The 19,366-nt window shown below is 62.1% G+C and carries 16 protein-coding genes; 6 read left to right on the forward strand and 10 right to left on the reverse strand.

Annotated elements, in window-relative coordinates; all coding sequences use genetic code 11:
- Positions 1–6: 6 nt before the first annotated feature.
- On the forward strand, positions 7–657 hold the full coding sequence (gene rplQ, locus KY459_06450) for a 50S ribosomal protein L17 (GenBank protein MBW3564348.1): 651 nt from the start codon (positions 7–9) through the stop codon (positions 655–657).
- Between the two features lie 402 nt (positions 658–1,059).
- Here the strand turns inward: rplQ and tsaE are convergent, their stop codons facing one another.
- From tsaE to KY459_06470, 4 genes are read right to left on the reverse strand one after another with little or no spacing between them, the layout of a single operon-like run.
- Positions 1,060–1,491 carry a tRNA (adenosine(37)-N6)-threonylcarbamoyltransferase complex ATPase subunit type 1 TsaE gene (gene tsaE / locus KY459_06455; GenBank protein MBW3564349.1) on the reverse strand — a complete coding sequence of 144 codons (432 nt, stop codon included), beginning with the start codon at positions 1,489–1,491 and terminating at the stop codon, positions 1,060–1,062.
- Positions 1,488–3,023 (reverse strand): NAD(P)H-hydrate dehydratase, encoded by a 1,536-nt coding sequence (locus tag KY459_06460; protein MBW3564350.1) that lies wholly within the window; start codon positions 3,021–3,023, stop codon positions 1,488–1,490. Before KY459_06460 ends, tsaE begins: the two co-directional genes overlap by 4 nt.
- The gene (locus KY459_06465) at positions 3,016–3,729 is read right to left on the reverse strand and encodes a TIGR04282 family arsenosugar biosynthesis glycosyltransferase (GenBank protein MBW3564351.1); all 714 of its coding nucleotides are present in this window, start codon (positions 3,727–3,729) and stop codon (positions 3,016–3,018) included. Before KY459_06465 ends, KY459_06460 begins: the two co-directional genes overlap by 8 nt.
- Before the next feature lie 44 nt (positions 3,730–3,773).
- Positions 3,774–4,331: a hypothetical protein gene (locus KY459_06470; protein ID MBW3564352.1), complete on the reverse strand. Its 558-nt coding sequence runs from the start codon at positions 4,329–4,331 to the stop codon at positions 3,774–3,776.
- Between the two features lie 50 nt (positions 4,332–4,381).
- Here KY459_06470 and KY459_06475 point away from each other — a divergent pair, with 50 nt between their 5' ends.
- From KY459_06475 to KY459_06485, 3 genes are read left to right on the forward strand one after another with little or no spacing between them, the layout of a single operon-like run.
- A complete protein-coding gene (locus tag KY459_06475) occupies positions 4,382–5,191 on the forward strand; it encodes an SAM-dependent chlorinase/fluorinase (GenBank protein ID MBW3564353.1) in 810 nt (269 codons plus the stop codon).
- A complete protein-coding gene (locus KY459_06480; GenBank protein MBW3564354.1) occupies positions 5,192–6,850 on the forward strand; it encodes a hypothetical protein in 1,659 nt (552 codons plus the stop codon).
- A gap of 38 nt (positions 6,851–6,888) precedes the next feature.
- Positions 6,889–7,269: a PilZ domain-containing protein gene (locus tag KY459_06485; protein MBW3564355.1), complete on the forward strand. Its 381-nt coding sequence runs from the start codon at positions 6,889–6,891 to the stop codon at positions 7,267–7,269.
- A 2-nt stretch (positions 7,270–7,271) separates the two neighbouring features.
- Here the strand turns inward: KY459_06485 and KY459_06490 are convergent, their stop codons facing one another.
- From KY459_06490 to KY459_06505, 4 genes are all read right to left on the reverse strand, one after another.
- The gene (locus KY459_06490) at positions 7,272–8,222 is read right to left on the reverse strand and encodes an NAD(P)/FAD-dependent oxidoreductase (protein ID MBW3564356.1); all 951 of its coding nucleotides are present in this window, start codon (positions 8,220–8,222) and stop codon (positions 7,272–7,274) included.
- A gap of 36 nt (positions 8,223–8,258) precedes the next feature.
- Positions 8,259–9,143, reverse strand: coding sequence for a CAP domain-containing protein (locus tag KY459_06495; GenBank protein MBW3564357.1), 885 nt, complete (start codon positions 9,141–9,143; stop codon positions 8,259–8,261).
- Entirely contained in the window at positions 9,140–10,156 is a 1,017-nt protein-coding gene (locus tag KY459_06500) for a glycosyltransferase family 4 protein (GenBank protein MBW3564358.1), read from the reverse strand. Before KY459_06500 ends, KY459_06495 begins: the two co-directional genes overlap by 4 nt.
- A 138-nt stretch (positions 10,157–10,294) precedes the next feature.
- Positions 10,295–10,783 carry a hypothetical protein gene (locus KY459_06505; GenBank protein ID MBW3564359.1) on the reverse strand — a complete coding sequence of 163 codons (489 nt, stop codon included), beginning with the start codon at positions 10,781–10,783 and terminating at the stop codon, positions 10,295–10,297.
- A gap of 64 nt (positions 10,784–10,847) precedes the next feature.
- On the opposite strand from KY459_06505, the gene ppc reads away from it, so the two are divergent.
- Positions 10,848–13,421 (forward strand): phosphoenolpyruvate carboxylase, encoded by a 2,574-nt coding sequence (gene ppc / locus KY459_06510; GenBank protein ID MBW3564360.1) that lies wholly within the window; start codon positions 10,848–10,850, stop codon positions 13,419–13,421.
- A gap of 38 nt (positions 13,422–13,459) precedes the next feature.
- Positions 13,460–16,204 carry a sulfatase-like hydrolase/transferase gene (locus KY459_06515; GenBank protein ID MBW3564361.1) on the forward strand — a complete coding sequence of 915 codons (2,745 nt, stop codon included), beginning with the start codon at positions 13,460–13,462 and terminating at the stop codon, positions 16,202–16,204.
- Here KY459_06515 and KY459_06520 read toward each other — a convergent pair.
- Positions 16,131–16,730: a biotin transporter BioY gene (locus KY459_06520; GenBank protein ID MBW3564362.1), complete on the reverse strand. Its 600-nt coding sequence runs from the start codon at positions 16,728–16,730 to the stop codon at positions 16,131–16,133. The two genes, KY459_06515 and KY459_06520, sit on opposite strands and share 74 nt — an antisense overlap.
- Positions 16,731–16,749: 19 nt before the next feature.
- The gene (locus KY459_06525) at positions 16,750–19,350 is read right to left on the reverse strand and encodes an MMPL family transporter (protein MBW3564363.1); all 2,601 of its coding nucleotides are present in this window, start codon (positions 19,348–19,350) and stop codon (positions 16,750–16,752) included.
- Between the last annotated feature and the right edge of the window lie 16 nt (positions 19,351–19,366).

Below are 19,366 nucleotides of genomic sequence, written 5' to 3' on the forward strand. Positions count from 1 at the left end.
GAACTCATGAGGCATCGCCAGAGAAACCGGAAGCTCGGAAGAACCAGCTCGCACCGCTCCGCGCTTTTCCGCAATCAGCTCGCATCGATCATCCGGGAAGAGCGGATCGTCACGACTCTTCCGAAAGCGAAGGAGCTCAGGCCCATCATCGAGAAGATGGTGACGCTTGGGCGCGATGATTCGGTTCATCACCGACGCCAGGCCGCCCGCAGCATCGCGGACAAGGACCTGCTCCGGAAGCTCTTCGAGGAGATCGCACCCCGGTTCAGCGACCGTCCCGGAGGTTATACCCGGATCGTGAAGCTCGGACCGCGGCGCGGAGATGGTGCGGAGATGGCCATCCTCGAGTTCATCGACTTCGAGCTCACCCCGGGTGCCGACAAGCCGGCGCCTAAGAAGAAGACTGCCTCCGCAAAATCCTCCGACGACGACGCCGGCGACGAGCCGGACACCGAGGAAGAGTCGACAAAGAAGAAAGCTCCGGCGAAGAAGTCCGCGAAGAAGAAAGCCACGGGCTCGAAGAAGTCGAAGTCTACCGGCTCGAAGAAGTCTTCGACGAAGAAGGACGCTGGAAAGAAATCCGCTCCGAAGAAATCCGCGCCGAAGAAGAGCGGCTCGAAGAAGACGACTAGAAAGTCCTCGAGGCGGAAAACCTGAGAGGCTGGACGGCTCGAGAATGATCCATGAGGCCGCCTTCGGGCGGCCTCATTTCGTTTTCGGATCGCTGTAACCGACGGGCTGTTGCCCAAACCCGGGGGTAGAGACGATCGTGGGAAAAAGTCCGCCCCTTGTCATCCTGAGCCGCCGAAGGACGGCGAAGGATCTGGGGGTGGCTCGCGAATCATCGTCATGGCGGGCCGGACGAATCATTCGGGCGCCCCCCACCACAACCATACCCCTCCGGCGGCCGCTCAGGATGACCATGTTTGGAAGCGTCGACCGTGTCCGTGGAAGCTCGTGAATCGCGGTTGAAGAGGCTGGCGCGACCTTAACCGGTTCTCTCGGGTTTTCGTTTTCAGCAACAGCCTGACCGAGACCCGACCCGGGGCATGGTCAAGCTCAATCGGAGATCTCGATCGTCCGCGTGCCGTCGTCGTCGATCGAGAATTCGATCACCATCGGACGGCCGGGCAATCGAAGGCTGTCCACGCGAGGCCATTCGATGAGCACCGCGCGCGCGTTCTCGGCGAGCTCCTCGATCCCCAGCTCTTCCCATTCACGCCCCGATTCCGACAGGCGGTAGCCGTCGACGTGGATGACCGTACCTTCGGGAGAGTCGTATTCGTGAACGAGCGCGAACGACGGCGACGCGACCTGCACCGGATCACAGCCGAGCGCCGCGGCGATACCTCGCGCGAGCACCGTCTTGCCGGCCCCGAGCGGGCCCCGGAGCTCGACCACTGCGCCTGGATCAAGCGTACCGCCCAGCTCTCTCCCGAGTCTGAGAGTCTCTTCTTCCGACCGCGTCGAGATTGCGCGTCGCTGTATCATCGTTCTTCTTCGAGTCGGAAAGAGGCGGGGATCGCGTCGGCCAGATCGAGCGCGGTCATCCCGATCTCACCCTGTTGCTCCGCGACGAGGTCGCCCGCGAGTCCGTGGAGGTAGACGGCGGCGCACACCGCACGGAGAGGGTCCTCCGAACGGGCGAGCATCGCAGCGATCATGCCGGTCAGGACATCCCCCATCCCTCCGGTCGCCATTCCGGGATTGCCGGTCGGATTGATACCGATCGATCCGTCCGGGCTGGCCACGACGGTCTGGTGGCCTTTCAGGACGACGATCGCGCCGGTCGCTTTCGCCGCTTCAGCCGCTGCACCGAGCCGGTCGGCGGTGATCTCCACGGTCGGTCGTCCGAGAAGTCTCGCCATTTCGCCCGGATGCGGGGTCAGCACGGTCGAGGCGCTCCGTTTGCGGAGCCGTTCGAGGTCTCCGGCGAAAACATCGAGACCGGTTGCATCGATGACCAGGGGAATGCCGATCTCCACGGCCGCTTCCCGGACCGCGCGCAGCACCGTAGGATCGGAGTCGAGCCCCGGGCCGATTGCCGCGACTGTTCGATCTTCGAATGCCCGAATGATCTCGTCCGGGGAGGCCGGATGAACGATGATCGTCATCGATTCCGCGGAGCCTTCGGCGACGAGCCGCTGCGAGGACTCGTCCGTCGCGATGGTGACGAGGCCCGCGCCCGCCCGATGAGCGCCGCGCGCCGCGAGAATTGCCGCACCCGTTTTACCGACCGAGCCGGCGAGTATCCCGATGTGGCCCCATGTTCCCTTGTGCGATGAGGGCGGCCTGGCCGCGATCACCGGCCGAATGTAGTCGGCCGTGACGAGAAACAGCCTGGGCTGCTCGGCTTCGACCGCTTCGTCGGGGATCGAGATGTCGGCGATGACGAGCTCGCCGCAGAGCTGTGCTGCGGGATCGAGGATGTTCGCGATCTTCGGTCTGACGAAGGTCACGGTCACCTCCGCCTGCACCGCCGGGCCGTGCACCGAGGAAGAAGAGCCATTCAGCCCGCTCGGTATGTCGACGGCAATCGTCGGGATGCCGGTCGCGTTCATCAGGTCGATCACGGAGGCGTGAAGGCCTTCGGCCGGTCGATCGAGTCCGGTGCCGAACATCGCATCGACCAGGAGATCGGCCTCGGAGATCACGTCGGCGGCAGCGGCGAGATCTTCGTCGGACGAGGGCTCGAGAATCGGAATCGAGAGGGCCCGGCAGATTTCGAAATTCGTTCGCGTCTCCTGGCTCATCGAATCGGCGTTGCCGAGCCGGACGATGGAGACCGCGTAACCCCGGCTGTGAAGCTGGCGTGCGATGACGAAGCCGTCGCCGCCATTGTTGCCGCTGCCGCAGATGATCCCGACGGTCTCGACGGCGAAATCGCGGTCGATAAGATCGGTGACCGCGATGCCTGCATTTTCCATCAGGACGATGGCCGGGATTCCGAGCTCATCGATCGCGCGGCGATCGATGGAGGCCATGGCGGCCGAGTCGAGTATTTGGAGCTTTCCTTCAGACACGAGCCGCCAGAGCCTCGCGAAGAGTCCAGGTGTCGGGGGCGAGCGTTCTCAGCTCGTCGCCGTCGAATTCGAGCAGATCGTTCAGATGGTCGATGTCGCGGCGTTCAGGAAGAAGCGCAACCGTCTGCCCTTCGGCGCGAATGCGCCCGATCGTCGCTTCGCAAACCGAGGGCCCTCCCCACGGAATGCCTTTCAGGATGTCGAGCTTCCACGCGCCGGCGTTGCAGCCGAACAGGTAGTATCCGCCATCAGTGGCGGGGCCGATCACCCAGTCGCAGGAGTCGAGCAGTGAGAGTGCGACGGAAAGGTCGTGCGCGGTCAGGGTCGGGAGGTCGGTTCCGATGGCGACGATTTTTGCGGCACGGCGGAGATAGAAGCGCTCCGTGAAAGCTGTCGACATCCGTTCGCCGAGGTCGGTTCCTTCCTGTCGTTCGACTCTCAGAGCTCCGAAGGTCTCGGCCAGCTCGGAGCCTCGGGGCTCTCCGTCGGCGGTCCAAAGGACTTCCGCGAGCGGGTCGCCCTCCGCCATCGAGCTCAGGTTGCGGAGCAGGTCACGGATCATCGCCCGCTGGAGGTCGAGAGCAGCGTCTTCTCCTGCATCGCGGGCGAAACGACTCTTGACGCTTCCCTTACGAGGCAGGCGGCTGAAGATGAGGATCCTGGCTCTGGGACCCTCGACCGTGTCGAGTCTCGCTGCGGAGCTCATCGGTCCGGAGTATACGCGTTCGAGCGCGACCGATCAGTTCCGGTTCAGCCGGTCGCCACTTTCCGAAGCCCGCGGATGAGGGACTCGAGGTGTTCGAGGCTCCGGTAGGACCAGACGTTGTAGAGGCATTCCTGATCCGAAACGATGAGATAGGCGAGCCAGTGAGAGTCGCTTCCGTCGCGCCCATAGATGACGCGTGAGCCATCGTCCCAGATGATCTCGTGGGGAAATTCGTACAGATCTCCGTCCCGGGAAGCGCCGGTGCCGGCGATTCCGAAGGCTCCTCTGCCGCAGTCGCTGCATGGGCGTCCTGTCGCGGCCACGCCGGGTCCGTCGGGAAGATCCCACGCGACTCCCCACCCTCCGCCGAAGTTGGCGCGACGGATGGTGGCTTCGGCTGGGATCATCGAGCCGTCGATCATCAGCGGAGCGCAGGATGCGCGATTGTCCGCCTTGCTCCACTCGGCGAGCAACGCGGGAGCGGAAGAGGGCGGAAGGGAGAACCCGCTCCAGGGGGGAGGGTTGGGAGACTCTGGCTGGACGCCAGAGCTGCAGGAGAGAGTGACGAGTGCGGCAACCGTGATCAGAGCAGAGGCTCGCATGGTACGAGCCGGGGCAAGAGCGGTGCCGGGAGGGTTACCATGAGGCGATGGTGAAGCCGCTGATCGGGCTCCTGACGGATTTCGGTGTCCGGGATTCGTATGTCGCGCAGGTGAAGCTGGTCATTGCCGGAAGGGCGGACTGTGATCTGGTCGATCTGAGTCACGAGATCGGACCTCAGGACGTGACGGGAGCGGGCATTTTTCTTCGCGAGATCCGGTCGGTCCTCGCTCGGGCGGAGATCCCGCGGCCGGTCATCATTGTCGCCATCGTCGACCCCGGCGTCGGTACGGATCGAAAGATCGTCTGCGTGCGGAACGGGCGAGAGACGGTGCTGGCTCCGGACAACGGCATTCTTCCGATCGCCTATGGGGAAGCGCCTGAAATAGTCCGCGAAGTGAACAACGAACGGCTCTTTCTCCGAAGCGGGAGTCGGACGTTCCACGGAAGGGACCGGTTCGCCCCGGTTGCGGCGGCGCTCGCGGCCGGCCTCGCTCTCGAGGAGCTCGGGCCTCCGCTCGACTGGTCGAGACTCGCTCGCGTCGGTTGGCAGGATCCGGTGTACGAAGCCGAGCTCGCGCGCGGCTCGATCGTATCGACGGACCATTTCGGAAATCTGATCACTGATATCGAGGCCGATCGGATTGCCCATCTCGCGCCTTACGAGGTGACTGTCGGGGATCGTACGATCAGGATGATCCACGCGAACTACTCCGATGCGGGGCGGTCGAACGAGCCGTTTCTCATCATCGGATCGCGCAACACCCTGGAGATATCGGTAAACCGAGGAAGTGCGGCACAGCTCCTGCAGCCGGAGCCGTTTGACGAAATAATCGTAAGATCAACCAAACGAGAGAGTTAAATGGCATATCGTACGACGCGACGAAGCAAGCTCACCCCGATCCTTTTCACCCTCGTCATCCTCGCGGCGCTCGCCTGGTGGCTTGCCGGCATCCCACTATCCAACGCGAGGGACGCATGGGCCGCTGGAGATTACGCGGCGGCGAAGGCCTCGCTCGACAGGGGATCCCGCTTTCACCTGAGGCCGGCCGACTACGAACATCTCTATGCGGCGGTGCATCTCAGCGCCGGAGAGGATGCGGCTGCGAGGCCGTATCTCGAGAGCCTGGCTCAGAGAGACGCCGATTTTTTCTCTCCGATCTCGAAGTCGGAAGTCGCGGAACGTCTGGTGCGGGAGGGCCGCTATCAGGCGCTCATCGACTACGACACGATGGTCGATGAACGGCGTTCCGCGCCCGATCTGGCGATGTACCGGGCTGCGGCTCTGGCAGGAACCGGTGAGCTCGACAGCGCGCGATCGACTTTCGCAACGCTCGATGAAGGGAGTTTGCCGAAGGATCGTTACTCGACGCTTCAGCGTGCGATCGATCAGCGAGAAGAAGGGACCTATCCTCTTTTGCTCGATCGCGAGGGCGGTGTGATCGCGAGCTGGAACTCCGGAAACAACGACCTTGTGGCCGTCGACACGTCGTTTCTTCCTCTGGTGGATCGTGCGGGTGGAGCGGCATCGATCGAAGCGAATCTGGACTTCTCGACGGTCATCGGCCAGATCCAGACGACTCTCGATCCTTCCATCCAGCGAGCCGCTCGCGATGCCCTCGGCTCGCACAGAGGCTCGATTGTCGTGATCGATCCGGAGACACACGAGATTCTCGCGATGGCATCGTCGAAGGGAGATGGCGAAGAGCAGAACCTGGCGCTCGGAGCGACTTACGAAATGGCGTCGGTGATCAAGCCGCTCACGGCGGTTCAGGCGCTGCAGTCAGGTGTCGATCTCGGCGCGCTCTTCCCGATCGAATGCCAGGGATTCTCGATCATCGATGGCCGGCAGTTTTTCGACTGGGCGAGACACGGGACGGTTGCGGGCCTCGACGAAGCGATGGCGGTCTCCTGCAATGTCGCATTCGGTGCGGTGGCGCTCGAGCTCGGTGCTCCGCAGATCATCCCCTGGATGAAGTCGGTGGGATTCGGAACGAGTGTCGACCTCGGGTTGATCCGGACCGGTCTCGGCACGCTCGTCGGCGATCCCCTCACCGACTTTCAGACGGCGAACCTCGGAATCGGGCTCGACCATTACCGGATCAACACGATTCACCTCGCGATGATCGGAGACATGCTCGCGAATCGAGGCGTCTGGTCGCGACCGGTACTCGTTTCGAAGAGGTACTCGATTCTCGGTGATGAGTTGGCGGCGGAACCGCCGCAGGTCGGAACACGCGTAGCCGACCCGGAAGCGGTGGAGAGAACGCTGCAGGCGATGGAAGCCGTCGTCGAGAACGATCGTGGCACGGGACGAGGGGCCAGAGTCGAGGGGCTCGACTACAGCATGAAAACAGGAACCTCCGGCTCGCGACCGTTCGATGCGCTGATCGTCGCAATCGTTCCGACGGAGAACCCGACGATGGTCGTGGCGCTGATCGCCGAGGGGGTGGGGCCTGCCGAACACGAGGGCGCGAGAATCATGCACTCCTTCCTCGAAAAGGTGCGAGGTCGGTTCTGAGCGGTTCGAGCGCTTATACTTGAGCCTCAGGTGAGAGTTTGAGAGAGCGGCGCCGTCACGAGAGATACGAGACCCCATCGATCCCCGTCCAGCTGTCGGATATCGACGCCCAGCTGGTCGACCTGAGTCTGTCGGGCGCCGCGGTAACCCACCGCTCTCCGATCCATGCTGGTGAGAGCTGCACGCTCGTGTTTCCCAGCTACACCGGGTTCTACATTCCCTGCGAGGTCCTTCGATCGGTCGTCCAGGTCCAGGAAGGCTCGCGGGGGCGCGAATACGTTTTTCGCTCCTCGCTCACCTTCCTCGAGAGTCCTGAAGAGCAGAGCTCGGCTCTGGTCGAGTTCCTCAATCTGCAGATTCGCCGGCTCGAAGCCGCGAGGGAAGCGGCACGCGAGCGGGACGAACGGGACCACGACTGATCTCAGATCCGGCTTCCGGGAGGGGTGAGCGAGTCGTTGATCGCGATTGCCGCGATGGCTCCGTCCGAAGCGGCAGTGATGGCGAGCTTCGACCCGGGCGTCAGGTCGCCGATGGCATAAACGCCCTTCACGGAAGTCAGCCCATGCTCGTCGACCACGATGTCGATTGTCTTACTCGAGATCTCGCATCCCAGTTGTTCGGCGAGGTCTGAAGTTCGATGGCAGCCGACGGCGAAAAAGATGGCCTCGATGTCCGGTGTTGCGCCACTGTCGAGCACGACGCCGCCGACACTCCTCTCATCTTTTGGCTCAATCTTCAGAATCTTCTCCCGATTGATCTGAACACCCCTCGCCGCCAGCTTGCTCGATTGCTCCTCCGAAAAAGAAGGCTCTTCGGAGTTGGTGAAGATCGTCACGTCGTCGGACCAGATCAGAAGCCGTAGCGCTATGTGACCCGCCCCTTCGCCGCTCCCGATGACGCCGATCTTCATGTCGCTCACTTCGAAGCCGTCGCAATCGGGACAGTGATAGATCCCCCGGCCGTAGGACTCTTTCAGTCCCGGGATGTCGGGAAGCACGTCCCGGACGCCGTACGCGAGCACCACGCGGCGCGCACGGGCTTCGCAGCTGTCGGAGATGACGAGAAAACAATCGCCGTCTCTTTCAATCGATCGAACCGGAGAGTTTTCGATTACTACGCCCGCCTCACGCGCCTCTTCCCGGCCTCTGGCCAGGAGCTCGCGGGGAGGAATCGAGGCCTGTCCGAGAAAGCCGTGAATCGCGAGGGATGCGGCGTTCCGCGGCTCACCGGAGTCGAAAATCAGAACCCTTCGCCGAAACCGCCCTAGGAAGATTCCGCAGGTCAGTCCGGCCGGTCCGCCCCCGACGATCGCACAGTCCCAAACTTTGCCGTTGCCGATGTCGTTCTTTAGAGGTTCATCACCGTTTCGCATTCGACGTGGAGTATATGGCCCCGCGAGCACGGGGTCTCAGCGATCTCGATTGTCGGCCGGCATCGCAATGATCGAAACGCTCGCTCCCTCGAACTGGCGTTCGTCGCCCGGACTGAGGTGGATCACGAGGCTGTAAATGCCCGGGCCCTGGTCGAGGAGGACCTTCATGCTGAACCTCCCGTTTCCGGTTCCTCCATCGTTTCTGATGAATCGAGGCCGTTGCGGGAAGTCATAGCTTCTGATCGCGTCCGCCTGCTCGGGAGATATCGGCCGCGGAAGCGGCTCCCAGTGAACGGATATTTCGAGAAGCTCCATCCCTTTTTCGACGACGCCCTCGAGGTGCACGGGCGATCCGGCCGCGGTGATTGCCGGGATCTCGGAGGTCCAGGAGACGTACCTGCGCGCGAACGCTTCGACGAAGCGGAGCTCACCACCCGAGACGGCATAGCCGAGGCCGACGTGAGTCGCCCATGGATCGAGAATCGACCGGCGGTGCCCGTCGAAAGGAGGGATCTCGGTGACCATCTCATTGTGAGAGCGGATGAGCAAACCTTCCACCGCTGCGGTCGGGATTGTCCTCGGAGAGGACCAGGACGCGACGTTCTCCGAGATGTAGCCGTGAACGCCCGACATCGAGTAGCGGAGGTAGGGAGGCAAGCCGTCGGTGGAAAAGTGTCCATGTGTCCGGTCGTGGATGAGGCGAGCGCAACGCAACGAAGCGATCTCGGAGAGCTCGGTGTCGAGGGCGACCGTGGCGAGCCCGTGCCTCGAGCGGTCGCGGTTGATCCGGTCGAGAAGCCGCATCAGAACTTCCGCGCTCGAGCTCTCCGCGCCGGCCCTTGTTTCAGTCTCCGCAGCGTTCGGTTGCGGGGATACCGAACAGAGAAGCAGCATGAGCGACCAGATCGGAATCGACCTCATTTCGCGTCGCCTCCCTGAAGCCTCGATCGGAAGAACTCTTCGAGGCGGTTTCCAACGTTCCGGGCCCGCCACTGTTCGGCGACTTTTCTACCGAGGGCTGAGTGAAGCTGGCGGAGCTCGCGATTGTCGAGAAGTTCCGCGAGAGCATCTCCCATCGCGACTGCATCGTCCTCATCGACGAAGGTCGCAAAACGCTGGTCCGGGGAAAAGGATCGGTACGAAGGGATGCGCGTCAGGATGACGGGAATGCCGGTGGCCATCGCTTCTGCGGCATGAAGACCGAAGCCTTCCTCCCGGCGGGAGGGACCGAGGACGACATCGATGGTGCGGACGAGCTTCGCCATTTCCGGCGCGGAAAGCGCGGCGTGAAATTCGGCGACGTGCTCCAGCGGCTCGGCTCCCCCCGGCCGCCACGGGGAGACGCGGACCAGGTCGAAGCTGGCACCGCGGAATCGCGCGTGGAGCGCGGCGTCGTAGCCGGTATCGATTCCTTTGATGTCAATCTCGGCGGCTCCCGGCAGAAGAACTCGAAGTGGGGAGCTTTCGGGCTCTTTAGGCTGGTAGAAATCATCATCGACGATCTGACCGATCCAGGTGACGTCCGATGTGAAGGGGGAGATCAGTGCCTCGAGATGCCTCCCCACCACGAGCTTCGGTATTGGCAACGAGTAAATTCTCTCGATCTCCTCACGTTCGTCCTGGTAGAAGGAGAAGGAGCCCTCGTAACCCTGGCAGAGATGGACGGCGCGATCCCCGGCAAGCCGGTATGCGGGCTCGACCGTTTTCCAGAATGTCCCGACGACGAAATCGAACCCGCCCGCGTCGAGCTCGCCGAAATCGGAGACGTAGATCCAGTTTGCGGCGGACGATCTCCAGGTCAGAGGCTGACCTTTGGTCGCGATCGACACGTGATGATTTCGGCGGATCAACTCGTCTGCGTGTGCGAGCTGAACGCGAACTCCGCCCGACAGATCGGTGTCTTCCATGAGGTAGAGGATCCGGAGAGCGGGCATGGTCGGCGCGGACTATACAACGTCGAAACGGATCGGAGATTCGGGGCCGGCACCCATTCGGTTACGAATCAATTTTTCGGACATTGATTTTTCGTCTACATCTGGATTAAAAATTGTGGTATAAATTCCCTTGAAGAATTACGTGAAGTTTAGGGAGCGATTTTTCGAAAGATCTGGTGGGACGAAAGGAGACATCATGGCAGTGAAAAAGAGAGCAGCAAAACGGAAACCGGCGAAGAGAAAAGCAGCGAAGAAACCGGCAAAGCGGAAAGCAGCGAAGCGTCCGGCGAAGAAGCGGACCGCGAAGAAGCGAACCGCGAAGAAGCGCCCGGCGAAGAAGGCTGCAAAGAAACGCAGCGCGAAGAAGCGCCCGGCGAAAAAGTCTGCGAAGAAGAAATCTGCGAAGAAGCGCCCGGCAAAGCGCAAAGCTGGGAAGAAGCGTCCGGCAAAGAAGAGGACAGCCAAAAAGTCGACGAAGAAGGCTGCCAGAAAGCCGGCTCGGAAGAAATCAAGACGAAGAACGACGAAAAAGGCAGCTCCGGCAACGCCGCCAGCTGCAACGCCGTAAGCGAAAAGGCTCCCTTGACGCCACCGTGGCTCAGGCCGCGGTGGCGTTTTTTTTTGCACGAAACTTTCATAAGGTGGGAGTACCGTGTCCGATCCGCTCCAGGCGCTGCGCGACGATGTCCGGATGCTCGGGACCGAGCTCGGCTCGGTCATCCGCGCGTTCGAAGGAGATCGGATCTTCGATCTGGTCGAGGAAATTCGGGATCTTTCGAAACGGGTGCGGCAGGGTGACGAGTCGGAGCTCGAGACGCTCCGCTCACTCCTTCTGGGCCTGAGCGTCGAGCAATCGCGAATCATCGCCAGATGCTTTACACAGTTTCTCAACCTCTCGAATGTCGCGGAGCAACACCACCGGATTCGCCGCCGTCAGGAAAAGGAGAGAGCGGGGCTGGTTCCTCAGGGATCTCTCGCCGATGTTGCGCGGAGGCTGATCGACGGCGGCAGAACGGCATCGGAGATCCTGGAGACCTTCGATCGCATTCGGATCGAGGTCGTGCTCACCGCCCATCCGACGGAGGTCCTGCGCCGGACCATTCTGATGCTCAACCGGAAAGTCGGCGAGTTGCTGGCGGCGCTCGACTCGTCGGAACTGACTCCTCGGGCGTCAAGCAGACTCCACGATGATCTCCGGCGAACGATCGAGATCCTTTGGAAAACCGAAGAAATCCGGCACGAAAAGCCTTCGGCGATCTACGAGGCGCGCGGGGGGCTGATGATTTTCGAGCAGACCATATGGAACGCCGTTCCTGAAGTGGTCCGCCGGATGGAGGAAGATCTGGAAACGATCGGAATCCAGCAGGATCCATCGTTCTCCCCGTTCCGTTTCGGTTCGTGGGCGGGTGGAGACCGTGACGGCAACCCGAACGTCACCGTGGGTGTCACGCGGCGAACCGCGCTTCGCGCGCGCTGGCTCGCGGCGGTCCTGTACCAGAGAGAGATCTCGCAACTGCGGAGCGACCTCTCCCTGAAGGAAGCCTCCGATGAGCTCCGAGCGATGTCTGGTGAGAACGCGGAGCCCTACCGCGAAGTCCTCCATCAGCTCGAGCAGCGGCTTCGGACGACGATCGAGCAGGTCGAGCGGGCCCTCGAGGACGAAACCTACCAGCCCGGCGATCTGGTCAGGCACGAAGAGCTCCGGCAGCCGCTGATGGCCTGCTGGCGATCGCTGATCGAAACGGGCCACGAGACGATCGCGCGGGGCGGGCTTCTCGATCTGCTGCGCCGCGCCGCCACCTTCGGAGTGACGCTCGCGAAACTCGACGTCCGTCAGGAGGCGGGCAGGCACGACCTGGCGATCGCGGCGGCGACGGGGCTTCCGTTCGACCAATGGCCGCCGAGGCAGCGGGAGGAGTGGCTGCTGGAGCAGCTGGCAGATCCGACTCCGGCCGACGTCGATCAGGATCTCGACCCGGAGTCCCTCGAAACACTCGAGACCTTCCGGATGATCGGGTCGCTGCCGGAGGAGACATTCGGCGCGTATGTCATCTCGATGGCCGCATCCCCCGCCGACGTGCTCGCCGTCGAGTGGCTTCAGCGAAAGATCGGCCGGTCTTCGCTTCGTGTCGTTCCCCTCTTCGAGACCCTCGAAGATCTTCAAAATGCGCGCGCGACGATGGAGCGGCTGTTCGCCATCGACTGGTACCGGGAAGTCTGCGGCTCGAGCCAGGAGATCATGCTCGGCTATTCCGATTCAGCCCGTGACGGAAGCCGTCTCGCTGCGAACTGGGCGCTTTACCAGACGCAGGAAGATCTTGCGGGGCTGGCGCGACGGGAATCGTGGAACCTGACGATCTTTCATGGACGGGGAGGAACGATCAGCCGCGGAGGCGGCCCCACCCGTGTCGCCATCCGGTCGCAGCCGCCCGAAAGTATCGACGGTCGGATGCGGGTCACCGAACAGGGGGAGATGATTCAGGCTCGTTTCGGTCTGGAGGAAATTGCCGAGCGAACCCTCGAAGTCTATGTTTCGTCGATCCTCGAAGCGGCCCTCACCCCGCCAACCGAGGTGAGGCGGGAATGGCGGGAGCTGATGAGCAGGATCAGCGCGACTTCCGCCGATTCGTACCGCGAGATCGTTTACTCCACACCGAGCTTCGTCGATTATTTCCGGCACGCCACTCCGGAGCCCGAGCTCGGAATGCTCAACATCGGGAGCCGTCCGGCGAGGAGACGCGCGGGAGGAGGGGTCGAGAGCCTCCGTGCGATCCCCTGGGTGTTCGCGTGGACACAGACGAGACTGCTTCTTCCGGCATGGCTCGGCGCCGATGAGGCTCTCCACGAAGCGATCGAGGAGGGGCATCTGTCGACGCTGAGGGAAATGTACGAGCAGTGGCCATTCTTTCAATCGACGATCGATCTGATCGAGATGGTTCTCGCGAAGTCATCACCCTCGATCGCCGCTCGCTACGACGCAGTTCTGGTCCCCGATGATCTCCGTGACCTCGGAGAGACGCTGCGCGAGCGGCTCGCACGAGCGGTCGCGGTCATCGGGAAGGTCACCGGAAGAGCGAACCTGCTCGACCAGAACCGTGTGCTGCAACGCTCGATCGAAGTCCGGAATCCTTACGTCGATCCGATCAACCTGATTCAGGTCGAAGTACTCCGAAGGCTCCGGGAGGAAGGGCACGCTGAAGGGTTGTTCGAGGCCTTCGTCACTACGGTCAATGGAATCGCTGCCGGAATGCGAAACACAGGCTGAGTTATCTTTGCCGTTGAACCAGCCGGCCGGTGCCCACAATGATCGCAACGAAGGACGGAGAACAGACGCTGCTCGTGACGTGGCCGATTCTATTCGGCTTCGTTCTGGTGCTGCTCCGGGTGATCATCCTCGCCACATTCGGAGGCCGGGGGCTCGAGTCGATCGACTTTATCGGGCTGCTGATCGGACTCGCGGGCCAGATCGCTTTCGGGTTGTTGCTGGTCCTGCCGCTCCATTTGCTTCGAGCTTCCTCCTTCCGATGGCTGATTCATCTCGGTACGCTGCTGGTCGTTTTCGTCAACGTTGCGGCGTTTCATTTCGAGGCGGTTTTCGGAAGGCTTCCGGGAGTCGATCTCCTCTATTACCTGCGTGAAGCAACGCATCTCCTTTCCTCGATTGCGGCGAATGCGCCTTTGGCGGCGGTCGCCCTCGAGGTGGGGGTGGCAACCGCGATTCTCATCCTCGACGCCGAGGCGCTATCGCGAGGAAATATCGAGGGAAAAGTCGCGTGGCGACGCCGGCTGCTGCGGGTTGCTGCCGCAATATGTGTCGTTTCGGCTGCCCTGACCGCCGTGGTTCATGCCTTCCCTTCGGTCGTGCCGTCTCGGATGTCCAGCGAGAGCCGCGTGCCGATTTTCCGAGCGATCCAGACCTGGCAGCTCCGGAGCACGGTGAAGATGGCAGGGGAGGATCTGCAGCGGGCCGACGTCCTGGCTTTTCAGCGGCTCCTCGGACATCGCGCGCCATTCGGTGGAGTCGACCAGCGCTATCCGCTCTGTGCGACGACGCCTCGGAATCCTCAGCGCACGGGAAACGATCGAAGTGCGATCCTGCTGGTTCTCGAGAGCGTCGGGCTCGAGGAGATGAAGATGGTTCATCGCGGCGAGCTCGTCATGCCCGCGCTCAACCGGATCCGGTCGGAGTCGGTCTCCTTCGAACGATTCAAGGCATCGGGAAGCAAGAGCGTCCAGGCGATGCCGGCTCTCTTCGCGGGCGTGCCGCCCCAGCCGGCTCAACACCTTCTGTGGAGGCGGCCACTGAACAATCTCGACGGTTTTCCCCGGATCCTGAAAGGGAAAGGGTACGAAACGTCCTATTTTCACGGCGGTGATCTGTCGTTCGAGCAGCAGCGGACATTTCTCCAGATGGTCGGCTTCGAGGAGCTCTTCGAATATGACGTATCGGCGGGGCATCCATTTCTCGGATGGGGACACTCGGATGATGTGACCTTCGCGGAGCTCAGGCGATGGATCTCGGGGCGAAGAGAGGACGGATCGACTGCACCCTGGTTCGCGACGCTGTTCACGCTGACGACGCATGATCCCTATATTCTCCCGCCCGAAAGGGAGCACGTCTTCGAAGGTGAAGGGGATCGGGCTCGATTCATCGAGACTCTGAGGTTTCTCGACGAGCAGCTCGGCTCGTTCTACGAGTGGTTTCTCGAGAACGAAGCTCCGCGCGGGACGCTGCTCCTGGTGACCTCGGATCACGCACCGCATCTCGAAGGAGAACGGCACGTGGAAGATCACGAGGTCACGCGATTCGACGTTCCACTCCTGATTCATGGCGAGGGACTTCCAGCGGGACGGACGTTCGACCGGCTCGGCGCGCATTTCGATCTTCCTGCGACGCTGCTGGGGCTGCTCGATCTTTCGCCCGGACCTTGCGACCAGGGTCTCGATCTGCTCGTCCCTTCGTCGGAGTGGCCCGATGAGCGGATCGTCTACGCAGTGACGGGCGACAACGCCGAAGAGTTCCACGTATGGTTTTCGGATGCTGCAGTGCGGCTCGATCTGATCACGAAACGGGTATCGGTTCAGCTCTACGGCGAGCCCGCGGCGGATGATCTCGATCGTCATTCGCGCGCTGCCGTCGGGATCTGGGAACTGGCGAGCCGCATCAGCAGTCACCTCACGCAAAGCGACGGATTTGCGCCCGCCCCCCGCGCCGCGAGGAGCGAGGTCTCCCCGATTCCCCCGGTCGCACGTCCGCGGTTCGTCGCTCACCGCGGCCAGAGCCGGGGGGAGGAACCGCCGGAGAAGCAGAACAGGATCGAGACGATCGAGCTGGCGATCGCCGACGGATTCGAATGGGTCGAGGTCGATGTGAACCTCACGGCCGATGGCCACCTCGTGCTCGTTCACGACACCGTCATCCGTGAGGCGCCAGGCGTGATGCGAGCCGTCTCGTCGATGACGCTCGAAGAGCTTCGCGGCCTTCCGGGCTATGAGAACGTCGTCACCCTCGAACAGGTGCTTGCGGAGCTCGGAGAGAAGGTGAATTTCCTGGTTGAGGTCAAGCCGCAGGGGAGCTCGCTGCTCGAGAACGAAAAGATCGCCCTCAGAGCCTCCGCCGTCGTCGCCCGCCGCACCCCGGGAAAAGAGATCGTCATGGACAGCTTCTCACCGCTGATTGCCAGCACGCTCGCCCGCCAGTGCCGCTGCGAAGTCGGCATCGACGCTTCGGGAGACCGGCCGATCGACTCGCGGTGGGTCGACGAGGCTTCTCGCAACGGACTTTCGTGGCTTTACGTCGACCACAGGCGATCCTCGCCCGAGCTCATCCGGTACGCCCACGAGCAAGGTCTTCGAGTCCTGGTTTATACGGTCAACTCACTCGCTGAGATCGAGCACTTGCGCCGGGAGTGGCCCGACGCCATCATCACGGATACGGCGGAGCTGATGAGTGCGTGGGAGACGAGGGAGGCTGTCAGTCCTTCCGACGCCGGAAGTCGAGGTATTTCTGAAGGCTCGGAAGAAGCACAGCGGCGAGTGCGATCTTGACCAGGTCTCCGGTGATGAACGGAGCGGTACCCGCGAGAAACGCCTGTTTTGGCCCGAGCCCCATCATCGAGGCAAGCCACGACCATCCGAACAGGTGAATGATCGCGAGTCCGATGGTCATCATCGCGACCGTTCGAAGGGGTGAGCCACTCCACCCTTTTTCCGAAAGCCGGCCCGTGACCCATGCGACGATCGGGTACGAGAGGAGATAACCTGCGGTCGGGCCGGCAACAAGCCAGAAGAGGCCGGCTTTTCCATTCGCGAACACCGGAAGACCGATGGCGCCCTCGAAAAGGTAGAGAGCTGCGGCGGCGAATCCTCGAGTCGATCCGAGCAGCGCTCCGACCAGCAGGATCGCCATCGGCTGGAGCGTCATCGGAACGGGGGTGAACGGCAACGGAACCGCAACCTGCGCTGCCACCGCGATGACGATCGAGGCACTGATGACGATCAGGAAGTCCCGGAACCGGGTATTTCCGGCGGTTGCGATGATCCAGGAGGGGAGGGTACGGGTCGGCTCGCTCATTTCGTCTCCACTGACCGCGTCATTCTACTGGTTTGGCTGCGGCCGGGCCAGTCGCGACCTCCTCCGGCCGGATAGCATGATCGACGAACATCGTCTTTTCGACCTGTTCCGGATCGGGCTTGCGCTGGAGCACCAGGATCGCGGGCAGCAGGGTGATCGCTCCGAGCCCGCTGAGGCCGATCCCGAAGAATGATGCGTATCCGATCGAGCGAAGTCCTGGGTAATGTGAGAGCGCGAATGACCCGAATCCGATGATCGAGGTGAGCGCGGCCATCACGACGGCCTTCCCGGTGTCGCTCGCATGAAGCGGGAACTCGTACGGATTCTCGAGATATCGCTGCACCATGTAGATCCCATAGTCGGTGCCGACTCCGACCAGCATGAGCCCGACGAAGATGTTCATGAAATTGAAGTCGATGTCGAGCGCCGCCATCAGCCCGAGCATTCCGATGCAACCAGCCACGAATGGGACGAAGATCAGCAGAGCGCGGCGAACCGACCGGAATCCGAGCGACAGAAGAATCAGCACCATCACGAATCCGAGAAGCGTGGCGCGGAAAGCATCCGCCCTGACGATCTTCCTGAGGACGGCGCTCACGAGGTTCACGCCGGTCAGCGCTCTCTGATCGCCGCCGCGGCCGACGGCCATGAGGGATTCGGGAACCTCCCGCCCCCATACGCCGGTGGTCGGATAGATGTACGCGACCGACAGGAATCCTCCGTCGTCGATGCGCTGAATGAAGCGGCGGGAGAGTCGCTCGAGAGCGGGGTTGTCGACGTCGTCGATCGAGAGAGGTTCGGTCGGACGGAGCGCTTGGTCGAAGGAGTCGAGGAAGGGTTCCCAGACCCCCTCGCGAAAGCCGTTGGCGTCGGATGCGCTGAGGAAGGTGCGCCGGATGCGATCCGGGTCGAACGCTCCCGTCTCATCGTTCTCGATCGTCGCGATCACCTGCTCCTGCTGGCTCCTGGGCGGGATGAACGTGGTGATCGCCTGGTAGGACCCGATCGTTCCGTCGGCGACCAGCGGATCGAGCTCCGCGGTCATCTCTGCGGTCTCCTCGAGCGTTTCCTGCAGGTTCTGGTCTCGTGTGACGAGCATCATGAAGTCGAACGATGAGCCGAACTTCTCCGTAAGATACGTCTGCTCGAGAACTCCGCGATTGTCGCTGGCGCGAAGATTCTCGATGTTGTCGCTGAACTCGAGTCGAAAGCTCAGGATCGCCGCAATCACCAGAAAAATTGCCCAGGCGGCTACCACGAGGCGCGGCCGGGCGAGACTGAGCGCGATCAGTTTGTCCGATCCGAAGGTGTGCAGATAGAGCCTGGGAACCTTCTTCGAGCGGCCGTCCACCTGGACGATGAGCGCCGGAAGGACAAACGCGACGCAGAGAAAGAAGAAGAGAATTCCGGTTCCCGTAAGGAGACCGAGATGGGTCATTGCTCGGAAGTCCGTAACGAGAAAGCCGTAGAAAGTCGCCGCCGTCGTGATCGCGGCGATTACGACACCAGGCAGCGTCGATCGGATCGTGTTGGTCAGAGCGATCGCCATCGGGCGGTCCGCGTTGCGCTCCTCGACGTATCTCTCGTAAAGGACGGTGATGAAGTCGATGCCGAGGCCGGCGAGCAGCGCAGCAAAGCCCGCGGCGGCCGACGAAAGGACTCCGAGTGCCAGACCGGCGAATCCGAACGTCATCACGATCGCGAGCGACATCGGGATTCCGGCATAAGCGATCGCCGATACCCGCCTGAATGCGTACGTGAAGAGCAGGAGAACGCCGAAGAAGGAGAAAAGAACGTTGGCGATCACGTCTCCCTTGATGAGCTCCGCATCGTCGAATGCAATCGAATAGCCGCCGGTGTATGCGACGGCTGGCAGAGGAACGTCCGGCTGTTCGGCAGTGAACCGGCCCAGCGCCCGTTCTTCGATCGCGTCTGCCTGTTCCATCATGCGTCGCGAAAAGCCCATATCCTGCGCGGGATGGTCAGGTTTGACGAGAATCAGCAGTGTCGAGTGATCGGACGAGAGGTAGTAGCCCGCGGTCGGGTCGATGTCGAAACCGCCTCCCGCCTTCTGAAATCTGTCGAGGAAGATCGGAAGGAGGTTCAGCGGATCGAGGGTGATGAGCTCCTTCATCGCGCCCGACTGAGGAGTCTGGAGGAGGGCCCGGTTGCGAGCCAGAGCAGATCTGATTGCCTCGTCGGTCAGCCGTGCGCGGACGAGCTCCAGTTCTTCCGGGCTCATCAGAAGCAACGCGTTCGGCAATACCTCACGAACGAGAGAGACGGGATCGGGAATCTCGAACTCGACTGCTTCCACCATCGGAAGCGCCTGATACTGGCGCGCCATGTGGTCGACCAACGGTACGTAATTTTCCCATCCGGCGCCTTCCGGAAACTTCAGCACGACGATGTGGTAGTCGATCGTACCGAGGTCGTCGAGGATCCTCCGGAACTCGTTGACCTCTTCGTTGTCGGGGATCATGTTGAGGATCTCCGGATCGAACCTCAGATAGGATGCGGCAACGATGGCGCCCAGTCCGATGACTCCGGCGAGTACGAGAATCCTCGCGCTGTGTCGGAGGCAGAAGCTTGCTAGTCGATCGAAAACTTTGGGAATCAATTCGGTTATCCGTTCG

This window comes from Acidobacteriota bacterium (assembly GCA_019347945.1).
Classification (GTDB): domain Bacteria; phylum Acidobacteriota; class Thermoanaerobaculia; order Gp7-AA8; family JAHWKK01; genus JAHWKK01.

Bases quoted from the DNA above. Each gene is read 5' to 3' on its own strand.
- KY459_06470 (MBW3564352.1), bottom strand. From the start codon at position 4,331: ATGCGAGCCTCTGCTCTGATCACGGTTGCCGCACTCGTCACTCTCTCC.
- tsaE (MBW3564349.1), bottom strand. From the start codon at position 1,491: ATGATACAGCGACGCGCAATCTCGACGCGGTCGGAAGAAGAGACTCTC.
- KY459_06490 (MBW3564356.1), bottom strand. From the start codon at position 8,222: ATGCGAAACGGTGATGAACCTCTAAAGAACGACATCGGCAACGGCAAA.
- KY459_06520 (MBW3564362.1), bottom strand. From the start codon at position 16,730: ATGAGCGAGCCGACCCGTACCCTCCCCTCCTGGATCATCGCAACCGCC.
- ppc (MBW3564360.1), top strand. From the start codon at position 10,848: ATGCTCGGGACCGAGCTCGGCTCGGTCATCCGCGCGTTCGAAGGAGAT.
- KY459_06500 (MBW3564358.1), bottom strand. From the start codon at position 10,156: ATGCCCGCTCTCCGGATCCTCTACCTCATGGAAGACACCGATCTGTCG.
- KY459_06480 (MBW3564354.1), top strand. From the start codon at position 5,192: ATGGCATATCGTACGACGCGACGAAGCAAGCTCACCCCGATCCTTTTC.
- rplQ (MBW3564348.1), top strand. From the start codon at position 7: ATGAGGCATCGCCAGAGAAACCGGAAGCTCGGAAGAACCAGCTCGCAC.
- KY459_06515 (MBW3564361.1), top strand. From the start codon at position 13,460: ATGATCGCAACGAAGGACGGAGAACAGACGCTGCTCGTGACGTGGCCG.
- KY459_06495 (MBW3564357.1), bottom strand. From the start codon at position 9,143: ATGAGGTCGATTCCGATCTGGTCGCTCATGCTGCTTCTCTGTTCGGTA.
- KY459_06465 (MBW3564351.1), bottom strand. From the start codon at position 3,729: ATGAGCTCCGCAGCGAGACTCGACACGGTCGAGGGTCCCAGAGCCAGG.